Origin of the sequence: Methylophaga sp., assembly GCF_965655755.1 — a bacterium.
GTDB lineage: Bacteria > Pseudomonadota > Gammaproteobacteria > Nitrosococcales > Methylophagaceae > Methylophaga.
On record NZ_CBFHHW010000015.1, the window covers coordinates 13,131 to 35,934 of the forward strand.

General features: G+C 45.0%; 21 protein-coding genes. 5 read left to right on the forward strand and 16 right to left on the reverse strand.

All coding sequences use genetic code 11. The features are described 5' to 3' along the window. The first annotated feature begins 191 nt into the window (after nucleotides 1-191). Complete coding sequence (locus ACTF5U_RS06565; RefSeq protein ID WP_438970843.1) at nucleotides 192-2,396, forward strand: bifunctional diguanylate cyclase/phosphodiesterase; 2,205 nt, start codon at nucleotides 192-194, stop codon at nucleotides 2,394-2,396. A gap of 131 nt (nucleotides 2,397-2,527) precedes the next feature. On the opposite strand, the gene ACTF5U_RS06570 is transcribed toward ACTF5U_RS06565, so the two are convergent. Next, nucleotides 2,528-5,689, reverse strand: a complete 3,162-nt coding sequence (locus tag ACTF5U_RS06570; RefSeq protein ID WP_438970844.1) for an efflux RND transporter permease subunit — start codon at nucleotides 5,687-5,689, stop codon at nucleotides 2,528-2,530. A 31-nt stretch (nucleotides 5,690-5,720) separates the two neighbouring features. After that, on the reverse strand, nucleotides 5,721-6,821 hold the full coding sequence (locus ACTF5U_RS06575; protein ID WP_438970845.1) for an efflux RND transporter periplasmic adaptor subunit: 1,101 nt from the start codon (nucleotides 6,819-6,821) through the stop codon (nucleotides 5,721-5,723). Nucleotides 6,822-7,205: 384 nt separating this feature from the next. On the opposite strand from ACTF5U_RS06575, the gene ACTF5U_RS06580 reads away from it, so the two are divergent. Next, complete coding sequence (locus tag ACTF5U_RS06580) at nucleotides 7,206-7,856, forward strand: TetR/AcrR family transcriptional regulator (protein WP_438970846.1); 651 nt, start codon at nucleotides 7,206-7,208, stop codon at nucleotides 7,854-7,856. Nucleotide 7,857: 1 nt separating this feature from the next. Here the strand turns inward: ACTF5U_RS06580 and thpR are convergent, their stop codons facing one another. From thpR to ACTF5U_RS06595, 3 genes are all read right to left on the reverse strand, one after another. Then, nucleotides 7,858-8,370, reverse strand: a complete 513-nt coding sequence (thpR, locus tag ACTF5U_RS06585) for an RNA 2',3'-cyclic phosphodiesterase (protein WP_438970847.1) — start codon at nucleotides 8,368-8,370, stop codon at nucleotides 7,858-7,860. A gap of 111 nt (nucleotides 8,371-8,481) precedes the next feature. Further along, a complete protein-coding gene (yaaA, locus tag ACTF5U_RS06590; protein ID WP_438970848.1) occupies nucleotides 8,482-9,252 on the reverse strand; it encodes a peroxide stress protein YaaA in 771 nt (256 codons plus the stop codon). A 21-nt stretch (nucleotides 9,253-9,273) separates the two neighbouring features. Next, entirely contained in the window at nucleotides 9,274-9,657 is a 384-nt protein-coding gene (locus ACTF5U_RS06595; RefSeq protein WP_438970849.1) for a DUF4389 domain-containing protein, read from the reverse strand. 130 nt (nucleotides 9,658-9,787) lie between these two features. Here ACTF5U_RS06595 and ACTF5U_RS06600 point away from each other — a divergent pair, with 130 nt between their 5' ends. After that, nucleotides 9,788-10,312: a TRAP transporter small permease subunit gene (locus ACTF5U_RS06600; RefSeq protein ID WP_438970850.1), complete on the forward strand. Its 525-nt coding sequence runs from the start codon at nucleotides 9,788-9,790 to the stop codon at nucleotides 10,310-10,312. Beyond that, a complete protein-coding gene (locus ACTF5U_RS06605; RefSeq protein WP_438970851.1) occupies nucleotides 10,312-11,619 on the forward strand; it encodes a TRAP transporter large permease in 1,308 nt (435 codons plus the stop codon). The genes ACTF5U_RS06600 and ACTF5U_RS06605 overlap by 1 nt, the downstream gene beginning before the upstream one ends. A gap of 35 nt (nucleotides 11,620-11,654) precedes the next feature. Here the strand turns inward: ACTF5U_RS06605 and ACTF5U_RS06610 are convergent, their stop codons facing one another. The 4 genes from ACTF5U_RS06610 to efp all read right to left on the reverse strand — a co-directional run bounded on the left by ACTF5U_RS06610 (nucleotide 11,655) and on the right by efp (nucleotide 15,326). Continuing rightward, complete coding sequence (locus ACTF5U_RS06610; RefSeq protein WP_438970852.1) at nucleotides 11,655-12,413, reverse strand: hypothetical protein; 759 nt, start codon at nucleotides 12,411-12,413, stop codon at nucleotides 11,655-11,657. 266 nt (nucleotides 12,414-12,679) lie between these two features. After that, a complete protein-coding gene (locus ACTF5U_RS06615) occupies nucleotides 12,680-13,657 on the reverse strand; it encodes a sensor domain-containing diguanylate cyclase (protein WP_438970853.1) in 978 nt (325 codons plus the stop codon). A gap of 75 nt (nucleotides 13,658-13,732) precedes the next feature. Then, nucleotides 13,733-14,713: an EF-P lysine aminoacylase EpmA gene (gene epmA / locus ACTF5U_RS06620; protein WP_438970854.1), complete on the reverse strand. Its 981-nt coding sequence runs from the start codon at nucleotides 14,711-14,713 to the stop codon at nucleotides 13,733-13,735. A 43-nt stretch (nucleotides 14,714-14,756) separates the two neighbouring features. Beyond that, nucleotides 14,757-15,326 carry an elongation factor P gene (gene efp / locus ACTF5U_RS06625; protein ID WP_438970855.1) on the reverse strand — a complete coding sequence of 190 codons (570 nt, stop codon included), beginning with the start codon at nucleotides 15,324-15,326 and terminating at the stop codon, nucleotides 14,757-14,759. Nucleotides 15,327-15,386: 60 nt separating this feature from the next. Between efp and epmB the strand changes: the two genes are divergently transcribed. Continuing rightward, nucleotides 15,387-16,394 (forward strand): EF-P beta-lysylation protein EpmB, encoded by a 1,008-nt coding sequence (epmB, locus tag ACTF5U_RS06630; protein WP_438970856.1) that lies wholly within the window; start codon nucleotides 15,387-15,389, stop codon nucleotides 16,392-16,394. A 3-nt stretch (nucleotides 16,395-16,397) separates the two neighbouring features. On the opposite strand, the gene ACTF5U_RS06635 is transcribed toward epmB, so the two are convergent. From ACTF5U_RS06635 to ACTF5U_RS06665, 7 genes are all read right to left on the reverse strand, one after another. Then, nucleotides 16,398-17,555 carry a citrate synthase gene (locus ACTF5U_RS06635; protein WP_438970857.1) on the reverse strand — a complete coding sequence of 386 codons (1,158 nt, stop codon included), beginning with the start codon at nucleotides 17,553-17,555 and terminating at the stop codon, nucleotides 16,398-16,400. 111 nt (nucleotides 17,556-17,666) lie between these two features. Then, nucleotides 17,667-18,941 carry an FCSD flavin-binding domain-containing protein gene (locus tag ACTF5U_RS06640; protein ID WP_438970858.1) on the reverse strand — a complete coding sequence of 425 codons (1,275 nt, stop codon included), beginning with the start codon at nucleotides 18,939-18,941 and terminating at the stop codon, nucleotides 17,667-17,669. Nucleotides 18,942-18,956: 15 nt separating this feature from the next. Then, nucleotides 18,957-19,913 carry a lipoyl synthase gene (gene lipA / locus ACTF5U_RS06645; protein WP_438970859.1) on the reverse strand — a complete coding sequence of 319 codons (957 nt, stop codon included), beginning with the start codon at nucleotides 19,911-19,913 and terminating at the stop codon, nucleotides 18,957-18,959. Next, complete coding sequence (lipB, locus tag ACTF5U_RS06650; RefSeq protein ID WP_438970860.1) at nucleotides 19,913-20,524, reverse strand: lipoyl(octanoyl) transferase LipB; 612 nt, start codon at nucleotides 20,522-20,524, stop codon at nucleotides 19,913-19,915. The genes lipA and lipB overlap by 1 nt, the downstream gene beginning before the upstream one ends. 4 nt (nucleotides 20,525-20,528) lie before the next feature. Further along, nucleotides 20,529-20,804 (reverse strand): HP0495 family protein, encoded by a 276-nt coding sequence (locus tag ACTF5U_RS06655; protein ID WP_438970861.1) that lies wholly within the window; start codon nucleotides 20,802-20,804, stop codon nucleotides 20,529-20,531. After that, nucleotides 20,801-21,649, reverse strand: coding sequence for a D-amino-acid transaminase (gene dat, locus ACTF5U_RS06660; protein WP_438970862.1), 849 nt, complete (start codon nucleotides 21,647-21,649; stop codon nucleotides 20,801-20,803). The genes ACTF5U_RS06655 and dat overlap by 4 nt, the downstream gene beginning before the upstream one ends. A gap of 3 nt (nucleotides 21,650-21,652) precedes the next feature. Then, nucleotides 21,653-22,801 carry a D-alanyl-D-alanine carboxypeptidase family protein gene (locus tag ACTF5U_RS06665; RefSeq protein ID WP_438970863.1) on the reverse strand — a complete coding sequence of 383 codons (1,149 nt, stop codon included), beginning with the start codon at nucleotides 22,799-22,801 and terminating at the stop codon, nucleotides 21,653-21,655. Nucleotides 22,802-22,804 lie beyond the last annotated feature (3 nt).

Genomic DNA, 22,804 nt, shown 5'->3' on the forward strand with positions numbered 1-22,804 from the left:
AGTATCTCTGAGGGCATGGATAGTTAGGCAACGCCATGTTCAGCGTTCCTTTCGAACTGAAGGCTAATGGAGTAGCTACTGTGTTCCCTAATACTAATAACTTTATAAAATCGACGAGAGAAAATCATCTCAGCAAGAGCCTCTGGACACTTTTTTTTAGTCTGGTTACTGCCGGACTAATATTACTCATTGTGCTGTCAAAACTCACCTGGGATGAGATTCTTGAAGACAATGCCCAGAATCAGAGAAGTGTCATTAATTTACTTTCCTCCTCGATGGTGGCGACACTGAATGCGCAAGCAAACCTGCTCGATTTGGTAGGCGATAGTTTACTAGACGACCAAAACTATATGGATGAGGAAAAAAGTATTAGGCTTTTGTCCAAGTTACTTAACAATAATCCAGCAATCATAGCTTTTGGCCTCGCACAGCCTGATGGTCATCTCATTTTCACAAGCGATAATCTCAATCGTAATAACTTACCTAATCTTGCCCACTACCCGGCTAGCGCTGATTCATTTGCAGAAACGCTCTTGCAGAACAACATGGTACTCGGAAGAACCTATTTAATGCCTACCTTGCAGGAATGGGTGATGCCTATCCGAAAAGCATTACGTGATGAAAATAATCAAGTTGTTGCTGTCATGACAGCAGGACTCCGTGTTAGTGGCAGAGATGCATTTCTAGAAGGCAATGGACTTGAAGATAGCTCCAACGCAATTTTCATCGTCCGTGAAGTCGATAAGTACCCTCAATATGTCTCACCAACAGTACTGGCTAATGATTCTGAAATTTATAATTCTGCGATACCCGATCTTACATATGACCATGTGATTGATACCCTCGCGCAGCAAGATATGCCTAAGACAGATTTGTACCTTGGCAAGATTTCGCATTCTGTCGCCTATACGAATCGGTATGGTGATAAACAGATTCTGACACTCAAGTTTATACCCCAATACAATTTATGGGGTGTTACCACAACATCTCAATCACTCCTCGTGACTCGATTTTTGCACAGCTTTTGGTTATTTCTTGGCTGTTTTTTAACCGTCATAGCAGTAATTTTTTACCTCTTTAAGCGCATCATACATTCCGAACAACAACATATTCAGCAGTTGCAATACAAAACCCAACATCAAGAGCTAACTAAGCTTCCGAATATGTATGGTCTCAAGGCGGTATTGACTGAGAACGAGCTCTGTTATGGCCCTAATCACATTGCAGTCATCTACATCGATATCGATAATTTTAAATCAGCCAATGAGAGCTACGGCACTGACTTTGGTGATCAGATTCTGATAGATGTCGCATCAAGACTGAAGATGCACAAAGCCGAAAAGGATCTTATTTTTCATCTGAATGGTGATGAGTACCTGATGAAAAAAGCGTTTTCTGATCCCTCTCGTATAGAGGAGTTTGTGAGTAATCTACATCGGTTTTTGTCACAACCATATAGTCGTAATTCAGCAGAAATTATTTTAACAATGAGTATAGGGGTAGCCTTTTCTCCCGAGCATGGAAAGTCATTTGAAAATATCATCCAAGCCGCTGAAATTGCCATGTTTGAGGCAAAAAAGCAGAAAAACCATTTTGTTTTTTTTGGTGATGATATTTATCAGACATATCAGGAAAACCTGCAAATAGAGCAACAACTTAAACACTCCATCGGTTCTGATGAGTTTTTCATGAACTACCAGCCACAAGTCATTAATGACGGGGAAATTATAGGAATAGAAGCCTTAGCGAGATGGGATAATGCGACACTCGGTCTTGTCAGACCTGACAAATTCATCAAAATTGCTGAGTCATCTGGGCTGATGCCTCGTTTGGGTATGCACATACTGACTATGATATTTACGGATTTGAAAGATATAGACCGGCAAATTGATCGCCCTTTTTCCGTCTCCATCAACATCTCTGCCAGTCAATTTTTGCAGCATGACTTCTACCCTGTTTTTGAGGCCTTACACAAAACAGCCGCATTGCAACAAATAAAAATCTGTCTGGAACTTACTGAGAGCCTCTTTATAGAAGACACAGAATATATATTGCCCGTTATAGAAAAGCTGCACGCACTCGGTATAAGTATTTCTCTGGATGATTTTGGAACGGGCTTCTCATCACTCAGTATGCTTAGAAAGTTACCTATTGATGAACTTAAAATAGACAAAAGCTTTATTGATTCTTTAATAGACGATGAAACTTCCCGGAAAATGATTCAAAACATTATTTCAATTGGTGAAATTTTAGACATGAGCGTCATCGCCGAAGGGGTAGAAACTTTAGAGCAAACTCAAGTCCTGAAATCCATCAACTGCCACCGTTTTCAAGGTTATTATTTTTCCAAACCACTGGTATGGGATCAATTAAAAGAAAAACTGATGAGTCAGTAAAAAAATATCTTACTTCGTTCTCGGAAGAGCATTATTGAGACTACGTCGCCAACTTTCGTCACGTTAGGCATCCTGCTGCCTCAGAAAACGAACATCACTGTAAGTCTCTGAGACTGACTCAAGACAGAAGATTAGTAGTCGGCTGTTACATGACTGTGATAACGACGACGGCCTTCAAGCTTACGCAGCAGGACATAGAAAATTGGTGTAAAGAAAAGCCCGAAGAAAGTGACGCCAAGCATGCCTGAAAATACAGTGATACCAATGTCATTACGCATTTCTGAACCGGCACCCGTTGATAACACCATCGGTACAACCCCCATGATAAAAGCAAATGACGTCATCAGAATCGGACGCAAACGCATACGGCTGGCTTTGATAGCAGCTTTAACTGTTTCCATTCCATGAATTTCCAGCTCACGGGCGAATTCAACGATCAAAATAGCATTTTTACTGGCGAGCCCAGCCAAAACAAAGAAGCTGATTTGAGTAAAGATATTACTGTCGCCATTGGTTATCCAGACTCCAAACACAGCTGCCAGAATCGATAGCGGAACGATGGTAATGACCACCAACGGTAGAATAAGACTTTCGTATTGTGCTGCCAGTACCAAAAACACCAGTAATAAACATAGCGGGAAAATAAACAGCGCGGTATTGCCACTCAGTACTTGTTGATAGGTTAGATCCGTCCACTCAAAGACCATGCCGGGTGGTAATGTCTTCTCAAGAATTTCACTGATGGCATCCTGAGCTTGTCCACTCGAGTATCCCGGTGCAGCATTACCATTCAAATCAGCTGCCAGATAGCCATTATAGTGAGCGGCACTTTCGGGACCGTAGCTTTCTTTCATTTCAATAACACTACCCAGAGGAACCATCTCACCCTGCGTGTTACGGACTTTGAGATTAAGCGCATCATCAGCACTATCGCGATACTGGGAGTCAGCTTGAGCAATGACCTGATAGGTACGGCCAAACTGATTAAAGTCGTTGATATACAAAGACCCCAGATAAATCTGCATCGTATCGAAAATTTCTTTCACATTGAGGCCCAGTTGCTTGGCTTTAGTGCGATCCAAATCTGCAAACAGCTGCGGTACGTTTATCTTATAGTTCGAATACACACTGGTCAGGGCAGGACTCTGCCTCGCCTGTCCCAGCACCTGCTGAACCACTTCATCAAGCTTTTCGTAGCCTAAATCAGCGCGGTCTTCTATCTGCAATTTAAAGCCACCCGTTGTGCCCAATCCACGTACCGGAGGTGGCGGAAAGATGGCAATAAACGCCTCTTCAATCTGTGCAAACTTAGCTTGTAATTTACCGGCAATGGCATTGGCTGATAGTGAAGGATCCTGACGCTTATCAAAATCATCAAGCGGGACGAAAACTATACCGGCGCTGGGACTATTGGTGAAACCATTTACCGACAAGCCAGGAAATTGCACCGCATTGGTGACGCCCGGCTCCTCAAGCGCAATACGGCCCATCTCACGAATCACTTCTTCGGTGCGGGCCAATGATGCGCCATCAGGTAATTGAGCAAAACTGATCAAATATTGCTTGTCCTGAGCCGGAACAAAACCTTTTGGCAAACTGTTAAGGCCATAAACAGTAAAACCAAGCAGGATAGCGTAAATGATCACAGTAATACTTTTATGTCTTAATAAACCTGACACCGAGCTTGAATAACCATGTGACGCTTTTTTGAAGGTTTTGTTGAATATCTTAAAAAACCAGCCAAAGAAAAAGTCGATGACTTTGGTCAATCTGTCTTTTGGCGCATCATGACTGCGAAGCAGTAAAGCTGCCAAGGCAGGGCTCAACGTCAGCGAGTTGATGGCTGATATCACAGTAGAAATGGCAATGGTGAGGGCAAACTGCTGATAGAACTGACCTGTCAACCCGCTTACAAATGCAATCGGGACGAAGACTGCAACGAGCGTCAAGGAGATGGCAATAATCGGACCACTGACCTCACGCATCGCCTGATAACTGGCTTCAAGTGGTGATAAGCCTGATTCAATATTACGTTCAACGTTTTCGACCACAACAATAGCGTCATCCACCACAATACCTATCGATAACACTAGTCCGAACAGGGACAACGTATTGATCGAAAAGCCAAACATATGCATTAAGGCAAAAGTACCGATTATCGAGACCGGAACCGCTAACAATGGAATAAGCGATGCACGCCATGTCTGCAGAAACACAACCACCACAATAACGACCAGTGCCAACGCTTCCAGTAGTGTTTTGATAACGGCTTTTATCGACTCTTTTACGAATACCGTGGGGTCATAAACGACCTCATAATCTACGCCTTTGGGAAACCGTTGTTTTAGATCCGCCATGACGTCGCGGACATTGTCAGAAATCGAAATCGCATTGGCGCCAGGAGACTGGAAGATAGGTATAGCCACAGCAGGTTGGTTATTGAGCATTGAGTTTAAGCTGTGCTCTGCCGCTTCAAGTTCCACTCTGGCCACATCTTGCAGTCGGGTGATCTGGCCTTGCGCGCCGGCACGGATGATAATATTTTCAAACTCTTCCGGACTCTCAAGACGCCCCTTGGCATTGATCGGTAATTGCACATCAACCGGATTTGCCATCGGCGCACCGCCAATAATACCGGCAGCAACTTGAACATTCTGCTCACGTATAGCGGCAATCACATCGGTGGCTGTCAGCCCTCTCTCTGCGATCTTCTCCGGGTTTAACCAGATCCGCATGGCATAATCACCTGAGCCAAACAGGCGAACATTACCGACCCCTTCAACCTTGGCCAATTCGTCTTTTACATTCATCAGCGCATAGTTACGTAGATAGAGCTCGTCGTAACTCATATCCGGTGAGATAAGATGCACCACCATCGTCAGATCGGGTGAACTTTTAACGACCGTAACGCCTAGCTGACGTGTGATTTCAGGCAATCGTGGCGTTGCCTGTGTCACACGATTCTGAACCATTTGCTGAGCCAGATCCGGATCTGTACCGATTTTGAATGTGACGGTGAGTGTCATACGTCCATCAGACGTTGCCTGTGAGAACATGTACAGCATGTTCTCAACACCACTGAGCTGTTCCTCCAATGGTCTGGCCACCGTTTCAGCAATAACTTTGGGATTAGCGCCGGGAAAGGAGGCATTCACAACAACTGATGGGGGTGCGACTTCAGGATATTCTGAAATCGGCAGGTTAAACATTGACAGCAAGCCTGCTATAAAAATCAGTAGCGACAGCACACCAGCAAAAATAGGTCTGTCCACAAAAAACTTGGAAATATTCATCGCGTTCCTTCGTTCAGAGATTCAAGCTGACTTATTGTTCAGTCTGTGCAGCTGATTCAGCGCTATCAAACGGTTTCGGTGTCACTACGGAGTCCGGGCGAATGTGAGAAAGACCATTAACGATGACAGTATCACCTGCCTCTAAGCCATCCTTAATCAGTCGCTGATCATTATGATGACCACCAAGACTGACCTCACGATAAGTCGCCTTATTGTCATCATTGACGACATAAACGAATTTCTTATCCTGGTTTGTGTTGATAGCTCGCGACGGGATTAAGAGCGTTTCCTGCTCAGTCGCTGCACCCAGACGCACATTAGCATACATACCTGGGGTCAAAGCGCCATCAGTATTGTCAAAAATAGCTCGGGCGCGGATAGTGCCACTAGACACATTCAGCTGATTATCAAACGAATCAATCTCGCCGTGATAAACCACGCTGTCATCGGCAGCCAGGGTCATCTCTACCGGCATTTTCTGCTCTCTTTGACTCGTACGAATGAACTCAATATAGGTCTGTTCGTCCACATCAAATTCAGCATAGAGGCGGTTATTGGCTACCAGCGTCGTGAGAACTGGTGCACCCGTTCTCGTCTCGATAACATTACCGACGGTCACTTCAGCTCGACTGACACGTCCAGAAAACGGTGCCCGTATATAACAGTAATTCAGATCCAGTCTCGCTTGAGCAACAGCGCTTTCCGCTTCATTAATCGAAGCAGCCGCAACCTGATATTCATTTTTAGCTGCATCAAACACACTTTCAGAAACCAGCTTGTTCTTCACCAATCTCTCACTTCTTTCCAGCTCATCTTCAGCCAGTTTAGCGCGCGACTTTGCCGACGTCAGTTGTGCTTCTGCCCTCACTAACGCTGCCTTATAAGGTCTCGGATCGATGACAAATAACAAATCATTTTTCTCTACCAACTGCCCGTCATCAAACAATACCTGCTGTAATTCTCCACCTACTAACGGTTTTATTTCAGCCATATCGACTGCACGGAGACGACCAGAAAAATTGGTCCAGATTCGAACAAACTCCGGCTTTACAGTAATAACCTCTGCTACTGGAGGTGGTGGTGTAGCCGGAGCTGATTGCGATTTTTTCTGCTGATTATCAGCATTTGTCATGTACACAGCACCTGCCGTTGAACACAATAGCAGGACTGTGATGACTTTAAGCCAGCTTCGGCTTTTAGAATTTGCTGATGAGTCAGACATGAAAGATCTCCATATGTCGCAACCGTACTACGACGGGTCCATGTGAAATTTATCCTGAGTCAGGATATTAAGAACGATAGAATACATACCGGTCGGTATGCACGTCAAGACTGACTAGGCTTTACCTTCTTTCAAATCGATATAGGCCATTATTTCTATTATAATTTATTCTTTACAACCTCTATCTGAGCGCATTCATTACAGGCCTTAAATATATGGCTAAAAGACACCCATTTATTTGCCATACAAACCATATGGTTTATAATCAACCCATACTTTATTGATTGAGAACTCATGTCGGTTAGCGAAACACGAGAACGATTATTGGAAACAGCATTGGAGCTTATCTGGCAAAGTAACTATAGCAGTGTCGGAGTCAATGAGATCTGTAAAAAAGCGGGAGTGACAAAAGGTGCTTTCTACCATCACTTCGATTCCAAAGCGAGCCTGTTTTGTGAGGCTACCAGCTATTACTGGCAGGTTATTAAAAAGGATCTCGACAGTATCTTCTCGCCAGTCAATACACCGATTGAACAACTCGAGAACCTGATCCAGTTTCTTTTTAATTCTAAGCTAAATGATGACAACGTTCGCGGCTGCCCATTTTTCAATGCGGGCGCACAGATTGGAACCGATGATGAAAAAGTCATTGAAGCCCTGAAAAACCTGTCTCAAACGGCCATTACTTATAATCTTGCTCTAATCAAAGCGCTAAATGAAGGCGGCTACCTTGACCGAGTCAGTGATATGGAACAGCAGGCCAGACTCATGTATCACTACATTCATGGTGTGATGAGCTACGCATACGTTCAACCTGACGTCAGTGTTATCAAAAAAGATATGCCCGAGGGCTTATATCGCTTACTGGGCGTTAAACCCGAATTCTGGTTTACCAGCTCACCTAGCTGGCAACAAACGCCAGCCATTTTGCACAATAAAGCGTGAGTTAGCCTTTCAAAGGCCAACGTTCCAATACTTTATATCTGACACCCTGTTCGGTAGATATCGACTCTACAAGCACAAAACTTTCTGAGTTAATAACCAGAGGATCAAACGTAATATCAGGTCGTTTTTTTGCTTTTCGTGCCAGCGTGATATGGGCGCGATAGGGTCGTTTTTCCAGCCTGACCGGATAGTCTGCAATAATTCGCGTTAATGCATTAACGATATGATAAACCGTTTCAGGTTGCTTACGACATGTCAGACAAAGTACTTTCGGTTTTGGCCAAAAATTGAGTTCATCAAACCGTAAAACAATCGGTGGTGCAACAATCTCAGCTGCTCGCTGTTGTATTGCTACAGCGATCTCATCATCAACATTACCTAAAAAGACCAACGTAGTATGCAGGTTTTCCGGTATCAGTTTTCTTAGCCCGTTCGCTGGAATGATCTGATTGATGCGATCGAGTTGTTCGCGGGCTTCGTCATCCGGCCACAAGGCAAAAAACAAACGTTTCATAACAGACTGCCATAGAGCTGAACTGAAAAATACGAAAATATGATTAACATCAAAGTACTGGCAATGCTTTCCCCCAGTCACATCCTTGACGGCCAAAGGAAGCTACCTCAGTTATTCATTGTCCCGAATAAATACCCAATCATCCCCTTTCGACATTTCTGCATTGTACCGATAACCACCGCTATCAAAACGTTTAATCGCTTCAGCGTCATTAAGTTGATGGTCGATGATATAGCGGCTCATTAAACCACGGGCTTTTTTTGCGTAGAAACTGATCATCTTGTATTGACCATTTTTCCAGTCTTTAAATACCGGCGTGATGATACGCGCTTTCAGTTTTTTGGCTTCAACCGCTTTAAAATACTCATTTGATGCGAGATTAATCAGAATGCCATCGTCAAATGCCGGCTCCTGCTCCAGCGATTCCCGCAGTCGACTGCCCCAGAACTGGTACAAGTCCTTACCCGCTTTATTGCCTAGTTTTGTTCCCATTTCCAGACGATAGGGCTGTATCAAATCCAAAGGTTTCAATACACCATAAAGCCCGGACAAAATACGTAGATGTTGTTGGGCATAGCCGAATTCGGCGTTCCCCATCGTTTCTGCATCCAGGCCTGTATAGACATCACCTTTAAAGGCGAGTACTGCTTGTTTGGCATTGTCCAGATTAAACGGTGTTTGCCAGTCTCCATAACGGGCTGCATTGAGCCCTGCCAGCTTGTCACTGAGTTTCATCAGACTAGCGATCTCTGCTGTACTCATCTGTTTGAGTTCATCAATCAATTGCGCTGAGGCATCAAGATATCGCGGCTGGCTGAATTCTTTAGTGACCGGATCGGTGTCAAAATCCAGCGTTTTTGCTGGTGAAATCACCATCAACATGTGTCAATCCTGTTCGTAGTTTTATTGGTCGGTAGTATTACGCTTATCGCCACCGGGTTGACCAGCATCACCCATTTCTTCTGCAGCACTGGCATACTCATCGTCATCTTTATCATCTGACGACACTGTCTCATCTTCCCAATTATTGAAAGGAAACGGACGTCGATCATCACTGTATGTCAAAAATGCAACGATACGATAAACATAGGTTGATAAATCATTGGCAAAGTCACCAATATCTTTGTTCGGTTTACCGCTTATTAGTGAAAATAAAGCTTGAACAACGGTAACGACAGCAACCAGCATCATAACCAGGTACAAGACAACAGCAAATAGCACCATGTAGAGGATTCTCAACCATTGGCTTTTGCTGGAAAGATTCTGTTTTACCGCTTGATTTTCCACCTTATTACTCCTTGTCACATAATTAACTTACTTTACCACTTCGTTTTACTCGATAATAGCGGCTTTTACTAGAGCTTGAAGCCCAATTATGGGAAACTCTATCGATTGTGATTGAAAAACCGAAACAACGATGAATTTATCCATTCAATGCTTTATCAATGGCATAGAGAATTTTATAGAAAAATCAGGACGAGCCATATCTTGGCTGATTTTGGCATTGGTGATTCTTATCTGCTACGACGTGGCCATGCGTTATTTATTTCAGCAAGGCTCTGTCGCATTACAAGAGCTGGAGTGGCATCTCTTTGCCGTAATATTTTTACTGGGTGGTGCTTATACATTCAAGCATGATGAGCATGTTCGTGTCGATATTATCTATCAGAGCCGATACCTCACTGATAATGCACGAGCCTATATTTCAATCATTGGTACTGTTTTGTTTCTATTTCCATTTTGTCTGCTAATCCTCATAACCAGTTGGCCCTTTGTAGAAAACGCCTTTTTATATAATGAGGGCTCTCCCGATCCCGGCGGCTTACCTTATCGTTTTGTTTTAAAAAGCAGCATTTTGGTTGGCTTTGCCTTGTTGATGTTGCAGGGCCTGGCAGAAATACTGAAAAACGTCCAAGTATTACGTAACACGGAGAGCCGATAATGGAATACTGGGCTCTGACCATGTTCGCCGTTTTATTTCTGCTTTTATTAGCAGGCTACCCCGTTGCGTTCACGTTGGGTGCGATTGCGCTCACCTTTGGAAGTATCTTCCTCGGGTTTGATTTCTTTAATCTGCTGCCTCTTCGTATCTGGGGCATCATGACTAATTTCACGCTTCTCGCTGTACCGTTGTTTGTGTTCATGGGCGTGATACTCGAAAAGTCAGGCATTGCAGAAGAGTTGCTCGACACCATGGGGCGGTTATTTGGCACCATGCGAGGGGGACTCGCAATTTCAGTCGTTGTTGTGGGTGCCTTATTGGCTGCCACTACCGGTGTGGTGGGCGCTTCGGTCGTCACGATGGCGGTGATAGCCTTACCGTCCATGCTTAAACGCGGTTATGCGCCATCACTGGCCAGCGGCACCATTGCTGCCTCAGGCACTTTGGGCCAGATCATCCCTCCCAGCATTATCCTCATCTTGTTGGGTGATGTAATTGGTGTACCGGTTGGTGAATTATTTATTGCCGCAACCGTACCCGGAGCAATGCTCATCAGTGGCTATATTTTCTACATCATTTGGATCGCCTGGCGAAAACCGGAGCTGGCGCCGGCAATGAATAACGATGAAGAATTTAATTCCGGTCTGGCAATCAGTGTGGTTAAAAGCCTGCTCCCGCCTCTATTTCTCATTATTGCCGTATTGGGCTCTATCTTTTTTGGTGTGGCTTCCCCTACAGAATCAGCTGCAGTCGGCGCTCTTGGTGCGTTATTGCTTGCCCTGATTAATAAAAGGCTGAATCTATCTAACCTGCAGGAAGCCATGCAAAAAACGACGCGTCTTACCAGCATGGTGTTTATCATCTTTATTGGTGCGACGGCGTTTGGCTTGGTCTTTGTGGGTATGGGTGGTGACAAACTGATTTTGGATATATTCAGCTCGCTTCCAGGTGGAAAGTGGACGTTTCTGATACTCAGCATGTTGCTGATATTTTTGCTGGGTTTCTTCCTGGATTTTATTGAAATCTGTTTTATCGTCGTGCCGGTTATTGCTCCCGTCGCTATCCATATGGGGTTGGATCCACTTTGGTTTGCGCTGCTTATTGCCCTCAATCTGCAAACCTCATTTCTGACTCCACCGTTTGGCTTTTCATTGTTTTACCTGAAAGCCAGTGCCCCACCCACATTGAAATTACAGTCAATTTATAAAGGGATTGTGCCTTTTGTAGTCATTCAGGTTGTGGTACTGGGATTATTAATTACATTTCCACAAATCAGTTTATGGTTGCCTGAATTGATGCAGAACTGAGATGTGTATACAACGTCAATGATCGCCGGTTAAATTTACACATCCGGAGCAACCACGATTAACTGAACATCGGTTAGACGCGCTAAACATGTTTTCTTTCCTCTCCAATCCGGGTTGGGGGTTGCCACAACAGAAAATGCTTTCCAGTCACGAAGTTCTCTTGATATATCACTTTCGAGCCAGTCAATCCCACTTGTTCCTATATCAACGGTCAGTCGATTAACACCTACTGTTTCATCAATGTCATCGACGCTACCGCGGGTGATCCACTCACGATAGTCTAAGATCTCGCCATCGAGTTCGCCACCAGTCGCTTCTTGAGGGTAAACATCTTCACTTTCATCGTTGCTAAAAGCATCGGTCACCGCGAGCATTTCTACCGCATAAACCGGTGCCGTCATATCGTCAGCACGAAGACAGGTATTGTCTGTTGAACGCCGCAGGTTTGCTGTTAATGTCAGCGTATTGATTTCGCTAATTCCAGCATCGTACAAAGGTGAGGGATCAAAAAAAATTTCACCATGGTATTCATAGCCACGTTCTATTTCACAGAATGCGCGCCCGCCATTATTGTAACTTTTGTAGCCTACCTGAATACTTGTTGCACCTAAGCCGAGAACAGGGATCGGGTCGATGGGATGCGTATCAACACCGCACAACCGACTTTGGCCCCCATCAAGTTTTAATGTATATAATTGCTGTCGTGCAACCGGTTCAAGAATAAAAGTTTGGGTTTCATCACATGCACTTAAAAAAACGGTGAATATAAGTAGCAACACAGTCTTTTTATGCATAGCGTCATCCTTGTTCAAATAGTATTTTTAGTCCCAATCAAACTAGCAGCCATTAGTAAGATCGCTCGTTTCCGCTTCAACTTTCTGGCTATAAGTTACTATTCTTCAAAGTAATTTCTGAATCCGTGAACAACCTCACATAATCATGAAATCTCGTAAAAATTCATTTTCTAGACTCAGAGAAATAGTTTTGTTTTATTTTGATTGGGTAGCTTGTGATTCAGATTAGGACAGAATATGATGGATAATCATCGCATTGCCAGAATTTAGCCCCGGACTGTCTGGTTCGACAAGTCAATATCGTCAACATGCACGATACAGTTTCGTCCACGCTGCTTAGCCACATAAAGCGCCTGATCAACGCAGTCGAGAAATGTCATATATTCATCATTCTGCTCAGGGACGACACTGCCCAAACCGATACTGATCGTCAGTAATTGCGACGCTTCTGAATCAAGATGAGGAATTTGTAGTCTCAGTATAAGTTGCTGGCAACGCTCTGCTATTTTTTGTGCCGACAAGAGATCCGTTTCAGGCAATATCATGACAAATTCTTCACCTCCGTAACGGGCAATAAAATCACGCGACCGAGTCGCCGCTTCTGACAGCGTGAGCGAGACCTTTTTAAGACATTCATCGCCTTGAACATGCCCATTCAAATCATTGAACTGCTTGAAAAAATCAATATCAATCAATAAGATAGATAGTGGCTGCTTACTCCGTTGTGCGTGTTTCCACTCCTGTTCAATCGCCGTATCAAACATGCGCCGATTATTTATCCCCGTAAGGCCATCCTTAAATGACAAGTTTTCCAGTTCTTTCTGCAAATCCAGCAGTTTTTGTTCCGTCTCTTTACGCTCGCTAATATCAAGCATAAAGCCGACTAGCGATTCAACTTCTCCATCAGCATCACGGACGACATGAACCACGTCTCTTATCCAGACATAATCACCGTTTATTGTTTTTGCACGATAATCAGCTTCATGGTCGATACCCGATTTAGACTGGCTCACGCAAAAATCGACTACCCATTGCTGATCATCCGGGTGCATGCGTTCAACCCAATCATTCACACTCAACCAGCTTTCAGGCGACCAGCCGAGTAATTGTTCTATCTGAGGTCCAATATAGGAAAACTGCATCGTTTCCCAATCGATTTTCCAGGGAATAGCTTTGGTCGACTCCAATAGGGTTTTGTAGACATTATCATCCACCAGTGCTATTGAATCCTGTGAATCAGTCATAAGTAACTCCACTCAATCAAATGACCAATTCCATGGTTATTTTTTGTTTTCCCTGAACGTCGAGTCGATTATGCCCTAGCTTTGCTCAAAACCAAAGCTCAATACATCGGTCAGATGAGTTTGCTGATGAATAAGCATTAAAAGCCTGTCAAGCCCCAATGCCACACCGGTACATGCTGGCATCCCGGCTTTTATAGCAGCAAGTAACCGTGCATCTATAGGCATCGGCTTTTTTGCCTGAGACAATCGCGTGTTGTTGTCATTTTTAAAACGTTGTTCAAGTTCTTTGGCATCAAGACACTCATCGTAACCATTGGCTAATTCCAATCCCCCTGCATAGACTTCAAAACGTGCAGCTACCCTAAGTCCGTTTATATTCTGATATACCTTAGCCAGTTGGGCTTGCGATGCAGGAAAATCATACACAATGACAGGCGCACCGTAAGAGGCAAGCTGTGGTTCAATAACCTCACTCATCAGCATTTCCAGCCAGCCATCGCGATCGGCTTTCCAGTCCGCTGGTAAGCTCGAAATATGAGTGAATGCCAGGGCTTTAAGCTTATTGGTTTGCACCTCATGTGGATCACATTGCAAAAAATCGAGGAAAAGCTGCTGATAAGGTAATTTTATTGCGGCTGGCAGGCTTGCCACTTGTTGCAATAATTGATCGACTTCATCCATTAAGCCGAAATAATCTAGGGCGGGCCGATACCATTCGAGCATCGTGAATTCAGGTGAGTGATGCCGACCCATTTCACCATTTCGAAAAACGCGTGCCATTTGATAGATATCACCAGAGCCTGCAGCCAACAGCCGTTTCATTGCAAACTCAGGAGAGGTCTGAAGATAATAGCGGTGGCTGTGTCCTCCAGACGGACAAAACTCGGTGGCGAAACTGTCCAGATAAGTCGCCGTTGGTGCCGCCCGAGACAGAACCGGGGTTTCCACTTCCATCACCTGTCGCGCATAAAAAAAACGACGGACATCAGCCATAAGCTGTGCCCGCCGTTTTAATGTGTCAATAGTCGCTGAGGGTTGCCAGTCTGTATTACTCATAATGCCTTAACAACCGCCAAGGGTGACGAAAGATCAGGTTGAGCTAGTCTTTCGCTCGTTCAACGTAAGAAGCCGAACGCGTATCGACTTTCAATACTTCACCGATTTCGATAAACAATGGAACCCGAACTACGGCACCGGTTTCCAGGGTAGCGGGTTTACCACCGCCACCTGAAGTATCACCTCGCACACCAGGATCGGTTTCAGTAACGGTCAGATTGACAAAGTTTGGCGGTGTTACCAATAACGGTGAGCCGTTCCAGAGTGTTACAAGATAGGAATACTGCTCTTTAAGCCAGTCTTTACTCTCAGCAATTGCGTTAGCATCAGCAGCATATTGCTCAAAGGTATTGGGATCCATAAAATGCCAAAACTCACCATCGTTGTAGGAGTATTCCAAATCGATTTCGATGACATCCGCGCCTTCAACGCTATCACCTGATTTAAAGGTACGCTCATTAACGCGGCCTGTTTTCAGATTACGGAATTTAACACGGTTGAAAGCTTGCCCTTTGCCAGGCTTAACAAATTCGTTCTCAATGATGCTGCATGGATCACCATCAAGCATAAACTTGAGACCGGATTTAAATTCATTCGTACTATAGCTTGCCATCTTAACCTCTTTTAGGGGACGATCGTCGTCTGCCTTTTCGGCTTCAATAAAAAAACGACTATGATACCCCATTCGCAGCCCTCTACGTTAAAACAAAGCTGGCAGCACGCCCTGTCTAACGCTATTAATAATGCCGATGAACTTCTGGAGAAACTTGGTTTATCGGGTCATTTACAGGCAATTGATAAAGAAAAAATTCGCCAGTTTCCGCTACGTGTGCCGCAAAGTTATGTTCAAAAAATGCGCTATGGTGACGCCAGCGATCCGCTATTGCGACAAGTGTTTCCATTGATAGATGAAGGTTTCAACAGTGAGGGTTACCTGATGGATCCGGTCGGGGATCAATTGGCGGTAACATCACCGGGCATTTTACAAAAATATCAGGGCCGGGCTTTGCTTTTGACCACTGGTGCTTGTGCAATCCATTGTCGTTACTGCTTTCGACGCCACTTCCCTTATTCAGATAGTAATCCACTCTCCAGTCAGTGGCAGCAAAGCCTGACACAACTGCAATCCGACACATCTGTTACTGAAGTCATTTTAAGCGGCGGTGATCCCTTGTCATTGCATGATGACAAGCTGGCTAATCTGGTAAGCGATCTGGCAGCCATTCCACATATTAAGCGTCTCAGAATACACACACGTCTGCCCGTGGTCCTTCCCGAACGAATTAACGAATCACTCCTTCACTGGATAAAAGCAACACGGTTAAAGACCGTTATGGTGATACATTCAAATCATGCGAATGAAATTGATCAACATGCCGAATATGCGCTGGCACAACTAAAGCAGGCAGATTGTCAGTTATTGAATCAAACCGTATTACTCAGAGGGGTTAATGATTCCGTTGAGGCTTTGACTGCACTGAGTGAACGTTTGAATGAGGTGGATGTGATGCCTTATTACCTGCATCTTTTGGATAAAGTAGCGGGTGCACAACATTTTGATGTCGCCGAGAAGCGTGCTATCGAATTAATTGACGCTATAAGAAAGCTGTTGCCCGGCTACCTTGTGCCGCGACTAGTGCGCGAGCAACAAGGTGAAGCCAGTAAAACAGTTATTCGTTAAATTTTAACGTTTGTTAATGGGGGTGTATTGACGCATTTCACTACCCACATAAATCTGAGTAGGACGATAAATACGATTGTTCGCAATCTGCTCACGCCAATGAGCTAACCAACCAGCACTGCGCGCCACAGCGAATAGTGCGGTAAATTCATCTTCCGGAATACCCATTTCGGAATAAAGAATACCGGAATAAAAATCTACGTTAGGAAAAACACCTTTGTGCCCCAAACGATCGGCGCAAACTTCTTCTAGTTTGAGTGCGGTATCAAACATCTGATCAAGATGGCCACCACGTTGTGCAACCAGTTCTTCCACCAGCTTATGCAAAATCGTTGCACGCGGATCTTTAACTTTGTATTCCCTGTGACCCATGCCCCAGATGACTTCTTTATTCTTAAGCTTGTCATCCACCCAAGCTTCAACCTTATCGGGCGAACCAATTTCTTGCAGCATGCCAACCACGCGTTGATTAGCACCACCATGTAATGGACCGGATAAAGTTCCGATCGCCGCTGAGATAACACTGTAAGGCGTTGCCAGAGTGGAGCCTGCAACTAATGCCGCAAAGGTTGACGCATTCAGAGTATGTTCGGCGTGCAAAATCAAGCAAACATCCATGATTTTAGCCATCAATGGGTCAGGATCCTGACCAGTAAACATGTACAGTAGATTTTCAGCAACAGAAAGATCTGAACGAGGTTGAACCGGATCCCAACCATTGCGAATGTGTTCCCACATCGCTACCAAGGGCGCCATTTGCGCAATAATATTAACCGTCATATTGCGCACATAATCCAGATCTTCACAGGCTTGTGCATCGGTCAGACATTCTGTTCCCGGATAGAACATGCCTAAACTGGATACAGCTGTCTGCAGCATATCCATCGGATGTCCGGTATGGGGAAAATGACGCATCATTTGGCGAATGTGGTACTTGGTACGGTAATTCTGACGCAGTTGATGTTTAAAGTCGTCGAGTTCTTTATGGTTTGGTAGTTCGCCATTCAGAAGCAGTAACGTAGTTTCTTCAAAACTGCTGTTTTCCGCTAGTGTTTCAAGCGAATAACCACGATAACTCAGTATGCCTTTCTCACCATCAATATTTGAAATGGCTGACTTTGTGGCGGGAACGCCTTCCAGTCCGGGTAAAAAATCACTCATCTACAACCTCATAATTATCTTGATGGTGGAGATTATCGGAAAAGCAGGCATTATACTGCATTGCCGTCACAGCGGCATCCCGTATCTCGGATTAACATGATTGGTTTAGCGCTAGCGAAGAATGTCGGACCAGATATTCTTGGCCCAGGCATCAGCAAAACGCCCTTCCTGTTCTGTAGCTGATGGCGAGACACCGCCACCAGGCATCACAGCCATATCACCTTGTTTGCTATCGTAGCCAAACACAGCTGCAACATGACCTGCTTTGTCGCCATCAACAAAGCTATAGCAGGTATTACTAAACTTGGGTTCAGCCTCAAATGCCTGTTCTTTAAGCAAGGCAATCACGGCAGCAGCACATACTTTGGCTTGTGAATTGGCAATATGTCCTGATTTGGGAAGCTTCGAAGCCACCGCATCACCAATCACATGCACACCTTTGACCTGGGTGGACTCATAGGTCTGAAAATCAACCGCGCACCAACGCTTATCAACATTAATGACACCAGCAAGTTCAGCTACTTTACCTGCCTTTTGCGGTGGAATGATGTTGAGCACGTCAGCCTCGATGGTATCAAAAAAACTCTCAACCGTGAGGCTATCAACATCAACGGACTCAATAGCATTGCTGGGATGATAATCAATAAGACCTGAATAATATTTTTGCCAGGCACCGGTGAACAATGCCTTTTTAGACACAATATCACCATTCGCATCCAGAATAATAAGTTTTCCCTTGGGATTATGTTGTTTCAGAAACAGTGCAATCTGACAGGCACGTTCATATGGACCTGGCGGACATCGGAATGGCGCGTTAGGAACAGTCATCACAACTCGTCCGCCTTGTCGCATTGCTTTGAGCTGATCGTATAAAAGCTGAGTTTGCGGGCCTGCTTTCCATGCATGGGGAATTTTATTGTTAACGATATCAGCCGTCAGCATCGGTAAATGGTCGTAAATGAAATCCACTCCAGGCGCTACAATAAGGCGATCGTACTGAATATCAGAACCATCATTGAGCCGGACAGACTGTTTCTCCGTATCGATTGCTGTGACCGTCGCCTGCACAGTCTTCACATCATGTCTGGATGCTAAAGAACGATAATCACTGGTGAGTTGCTGCAGGGTCCGATTTCCACTCAGCACCAGATTACTTTGCGGACATGAGACGAATTGGGCATTTTTCTCAACCATAACAACGTCAATATCAGGCGCCCACATACGCAGATATTTCGCGGCGGTAGCGCCGGCAAAGCCCCCCCCAATCACCACCACACGGGGTTTATGGCGATCAGGCGTTGAAACAGAAAAGCCCAGTTTGGGAAACATGGCAAATGGGCCTGCTGCAGCGGCTGTTTTAATCACATTGCGACGATTGATTGCCATGTTTTCTCCCTTTAATCAGGACACCGGTTGCCCCTGCGCCTGTAAATCAGCGTGGTATGACGAGCGTACCATAGGACCGCTGGCAACGTGGTCAAACCCCATATCCTTACCAATACGCCCCAGTTCATCAAACTCTTCCGGTGTCACAAAACGTTCTACTGCCAGATGATGACGGCTGGGTTGCAGGTATTGGCCTAAAGTCAGCATTCGGCACCCATGATCTCGCAAGTCCTGCATGACCTGTTTGACTTCATCCATGGATTCACCCAGTCCCAGCATTAAACCAGACTTGGTCGGTACATCAGGGTGCATAGCTTGAAAACGTTTGATCAAATCTAACGACCACTGGTAATCAGATCCCGGACGTACCGCTTTATACAAGCGTGGAATACTTTCCAGGTTATGATTGAAAATATCCGGTGGGCTTTGTGTCAGTATTTCCAGAGCAACATCCATACGGCCACGAAAGTCAGGCACAAGAATCTCAATATTGGTTGCCGGTGACTGCTGACGAATCTCATCTATACAGCGAATGAAGTGGCCTGCACCGCCGTCACGTAGGTCATCACGGTCTACCGATGTGACAACCACATGCTTGAGTTGCATCGCTGCAATAGTTTTTGCGAGATGTGCCGGCTCATTGTCATCCAATGGGTCCGGTCTGCCATGGGCAACATCACAAAATGGGCAACGACGGGTGCAGATATTCCCCATGATGAGAAAGGTTGCCGTGCCATGGGCAAAGCATTCTCCCAGGTTGGGACAGGCTGCTTCTTCACATACCGTGTGTAACTGATGTTCACGCAACATATCTTTAATATGTTGCACATTAGGATCACCATGCGACTTGGCGCGAATCCACTCGGGTTTGCGTTTCGGTTCGCTGGGTTCAATTTTGATTGGAATACGGGCAACTTTTGATTCGCCTTTCAATGCGCGAACATCACGTTTTCCCTGTACTGATTCTGTCATTATTTATTACCTATATGCATCTGCTGCTTAAAAGCAGACACAAATCGTTGTTTGGCCTCGGTCATATCCAGTGAAATACCCAGTGATGTTAAATCAATCACTTCCATACCCGCCTGACCGCAGGGATTGATATAGCTGAATGGTGTCAGATCCATATCAACATTAAAACTGACTCCATGATAACAGGCGCCTCGTTTAACACGTAATCCCAGTGAAGCTATCTTACGCTGATCAACATACACACCCGGCGCATCCTGTCGTGCATAAGCATCAATATCGAACTCTGCGAGCATGTTGATGATGGTCTGCTCTAGCCGGCTGACCATTTGTCTGACACCCGACTTTATGCGGCGTAAATCAATCAGTGTGTAAGCGACAAGTTGACCAGGCCCATGGTAAGTGACCTGACCGCCCCTGTCCGTATGCACGATGGGAATAGACTGAGAATTTAATAAATGCGATGGATCACCGTTTGCGCCTTGAGAAAAAACAGGCTTATGCTCAAGTAACCAGAGCTGATCTTCGGTATCTTTGTCACGCCCGAGAGTGAACTCACGCATTTCATTGACAACTGGCTCATATTCAACCAGTCCCAGATCTTTAATAATCATGACATCAGAGCACGTACTTAATCAGTTCATGACTGCTCAAGTCCTGATAAATAGCATCAAGCTGGGCTTTGCTGGTCGCTCGGATAGTGACCGTAATTGAGGTGTATTTACCACCGGAACTTAGTCGCGAAGACACAGCACCTTCTGCAAGATCATCCACATGACGACGAACAATTTCGACCACAATAAGATCTAACTGCTCCGATGTCTCGCCCATTGCCTTAATGCTGTAATCACAAGGAAATTCGAGAAGTGTTTCTTGTTGCTCTTGCTCACTCATACTGAGCCATCTCTTTTATATCGCTGATACAAATCATCAATCAGCTTCCAGACCGGTCCGGGTTTACCCTGCCCGACAGTTTGATTATTCAATGTGGTAACAGGCAGAACTTCACGGGTAGAGCTACTGATCCAGATTTCATCAGCTTGTTGTAATTCAGTTTCAGATACAGCCTCTTCCCGATAGCTTATACCGGCTTTATCCGCCAGTTCCAAGATGAAATCACGGGTAATTCCAGGCAGCACTTTCTTATCTTTAGGTGAAGTGTAAAGCACACCATTTTTTACCACATAACTATTACTGGCTGAGCCTTCGGTCATGTAGCCATCTCTAATAAGAAGCGCTTCCTGTGCACCCTCATCCTGTGCTTGTTGACGCAATAAACTATTCGGTAACAAAGTAATCGCTTTAATGTCGCATTGCGCCCAGCGAATATCTTTTACGGTAATTGCTTTGATACCTTCTGCTTTGTATGACTCTGGCATGGGTTTAATCGGATTCGTCATAACAAAGGCGGTCGGCTCAACACCTTCTGGAAAGATATGGTCTCGTGGTGCTACTCCACGTGTCACTTGAAGATAAATGGCCTGATCGCCTGGTCCATTCTGATCAACCAACTTTGCAATAATCCCTGACCACTCTTCATTAGTGTAGGGGTTTTGCATGCGCACACCATCAAGACTGTTCTGTAGCCGTTGCATATGTTGAGGCAATCGAAAGGGTAACCCCGAATAAACAGGAATGACTTCATAGACGCCATCCCCCATCAAAAACCCACGATCGAATACAGAAACCTGTGCCTGGTCGGCATGCATAAATTCGCCGTTGAGGAAAACTGTATTCACTTTTTAACCCCAAATCCACAGCATAATTTCATCAATGAGACGACGCCACCAGCTGCCCTGTTCAACGGCATTAACCGCAACCAACGGTTGTGTTGTAATGACCTCTTCACCCAATCTGATTTCAACTTCACCCAACTTTTCGCCCACCTTGATGGGAGCGATAACAGGCTGCTGTATATTAGTGCTGGCTGTTAGATTTTCATACTGGCCTCTGGGCACGGTAACAGACAGATTAGTCGGTAAACCAAGTTCAACCGTGTCCTGAGCCCCCTTCCAGACCTTACTTTCTGTAACACCCACATTCGCTTGATACAGCTGGTGCGTTTCGAAGAAACGAAAACCATAATTGAATAACTTCTGAGTTTCCTGAGCGCGTGCATTTTCACTGCGGGTTCCCAGAACGACCGAAATCAGACGCATATCACTTCGCTTGGCAGACGCTGCCAGGCAATATCCTGCTGCTTCTGTGTGACCGGTTTTCAGTCCATCAACACTATTATCACGCCACAACAACTTATTCCGATTGTGTTGGGTGATGTCATTGTAGGTATATTCTTTTTCTGAATACCATTCGTAATGCCCCGGAAAGTCACGAATCAAGGCTGCTGATAAAGTCGCGATATCACGTGCTGTGGTGTAATGATCCGGATCAGGCAAGCCAGTCGCATTGCGATAATTGGTTCCTGTCATGCCCAATTGCTGCGCATATTGGTTCATCATCTGGGCAAAGGTTTCTTCGCTTCCTGCAATATGTTCTGCCAGAGCTACAGCCGCATCATTTCCCGATTGAACAATCATGCCCCGTAGCAATGCTTCAACAGAGACTTTGGTATTGACCTCAATAAAGCTACGAGAGCCCACCATTCGCCAGGCTTTTTCACTGATGAGTACTTCATCATCAAGCTGAATATTACCGGCATGTAATTCGTGAGAAACCACGTAGGATGTCATTAACTTGGTAATGCTTGCCGGCGGCAGGGTTTCATCAGCATTTTCTGCTGCGAGTACCCGGCCACTCTCATAGTCAACCAGCACATAGGCTTTGGCTGCGATACTTGGTGCCGATGGCTTAGGTGCAATGGCGCCGGCATTTGCCGAAGTCATTGTCAGAAAAAACAATAGAAATAAAACAACTTTCGTGTTTTTCAACATGGT